General features: G+C 36.8%; 2 protein-coding genes. One reads left to right on the top strand and one right to left on the bottom strand.

Annotated features, from left to right (window positions below):
- The first annotated feature begins 156 nt into the window (after positions 1–156).
- Positions 157–1575 carry a methyl-accepting chemotaxis protein gene (locus DW005_RS13500; protein ID WP_117480186.1) on the top strand — a complete coding sequence of 473 codons (1419 nt, stop codon included), beginning with the start codon at positions 157–159 and terminating at the stop codon, positions 1573–1575.
- Positions 1576–1678: 103 nt separating this feature from the next.
- On the opposite strand, the gene DW005_RS13505 is transcribed toward DW005_RS13500, so the two are convergent.
- A complete protein-coding gene (locus tag DW005_RS13505) occupies positions 1679–1906 on the bottom strand; it encodes a hypothetical protein (RefSeq protein ID WP_117480187.1) in 228 nt (75 codons plus the stop codon).
- Positions 1907–1977 lie beyond the last annotated feature (71 nt).

A 1977-nucleotide genomic window follows, 5' to 3' on the forward strand; every position in this document is an offset into this window, starting at 1 on the left:
ATAACTGCATATGGAAAATGACGCACTTGTGTATAAAACTGCGGAAACTCAAGAAGGAATAAGGTATTGACAAAATTTTGTGGGGGGGTAAAATGATGGTAAAAAATTCCAAAACATAACGCATTGGTGCCTTTCGCAGAAAGAAGGAAAATAAATATGAAAAAGAGAAAGAACTTGGGAAAAAAGTTAGTAACAATGTTAGTGGCTGTAGGCTTTTTTGCAGTTTTGATTACAGTCTTGAATTTAATGGCATTACAAGCTATTCGAGGAAAGAATAATGTGCTTATAGAACAGTTTGAACAATATGAAGAAGCAGTGGAAAATAATGATACCGCGGTTTTTGAAACAGCAAAAGGAGAAGTGGCAGAAGCCATCAGACATAGCAACTACAGAATAAATGGAAGCATCATTTTTGATCTTGCACTTGTGGCAGCTGATATTATTGTAATCGTACTTCTTTCGATTGTTATTAATAAGTCCATTGTTCGTCCAGCAAAAAGAGCAAAGAATGATTTGGATGATATCATTTTAGGTATAGAATCAGGACAGGGTAATCTTACGTTAAGAGTATTTGATGAAACCAGTGATGAAATTGGTCAGCTTGCAAATGGTGTCAACCATTTTATTGAAACATTACAAAATCTTATGGTAAAGATTCAGAGTGTATCAAAAGATATGAAAAAATCTTCCTATCTTGTACAAAATGAGGCGGAATCTTCAAATATGAGTGCATCCAATGTGAGTGCAACATCGGAAGAACTTGCAGCATCCATGGAAGAGGTATCTGCTTCTCTATATGATTTAGCCCAAGGATGTAATAATCTGCTAGAGAAAATGGCAGGCATGAATGAGGATGCTAAGAACTCTGCAATGAAGTTGCATGAAGTGAAGCTTACTGCAGAAAATAGCTATAAAGAAGCGATTGCATCAAAAGAAAAAACAGTAGAAACATTTGATGGCATTCATAAGGATGTCGCGGAGGCAGTAGAAGCATCTAAGTCTGTAAATGAAATTGAAAAACTTACAGAAAATATCTTAAATATCGCAACACAGACAAATCTTCTAGCACTTAATGCATCGATTGAAGCAGCAAGAGCAGGGGAAGCAGGCAGGGGCTTTGCCGTTGTTGCAGATGAAATCAGACAGCTTGCAGATAGTTCACGTGAGACAGCAAACAATATTCAGGAAATCAGTGGAAAAGTTATTGAGGCAGTAAACAATCTGTCTGCAAATGCAACGGAAATGATTCGTTTTGTAGATGAAAAGGTAGCACTTGATTATGACAACTTTGTAAAAATTATTGGAAATTATGATGCTGATTCTGATCAGGCAAGTAATACATTTAACGAGTTTGCAGTTAAGTCAAAAGATAGCTTAGGTACAATGAATGATATGAATGAAGGTATCAATAACATTTCTATAACAATTGAAGAATCTGCAAAAGGTGTTACAAACGTAGCACAAGAGATATCACAACTTGTAACAGCAATTTCAGCAATTACAGTGCAGGCGGACGAAAATAAGAACCTTTCGGAAGATTTATCGGATGAAGTAGCAAAATTTGAAAAAGTTTAACTAACAGATTTTTATTATGAGAAAAACTGTATTAGGTAAATAACCCGCACTAACTAAAAATGAATGCCAGAATAAGCACAAAGGCATAGCCCCATTATGGGTTCTATGCCTTTGCGTTTTCCGGAAGCAGCATCCGGTCATCAATATAGTAGTCGCAGGATATCTTGCGGCTGTTGTGTCCGTAGAATTCTATGATTTCCGGAAGGTTGTCATTGCGTTTCCATTCCTGGAGATATTCAATCAGTGCCTGGTTGGGCTGGCCCAGCTCCGGCCATTTGCTGTAGCAGAGAGTGCCATCAAAATCAACAGCGATTGTCTGGAAATCTAACATTTTTTTTATTCATTCAGATCACGTATAATCCAATTATCCTCTTTTGAGGGTAATGGATTATTCTCCTTTCT

Origin of the sequence: Clostridium sp. AF36-4 (assembly GCF_003435975.1) — a bacterium.
Lineage (GTDB): Bacteria > Bacillota > Clostridia > Lachnospirales > Lachnospiraceae > Eubacterium_F.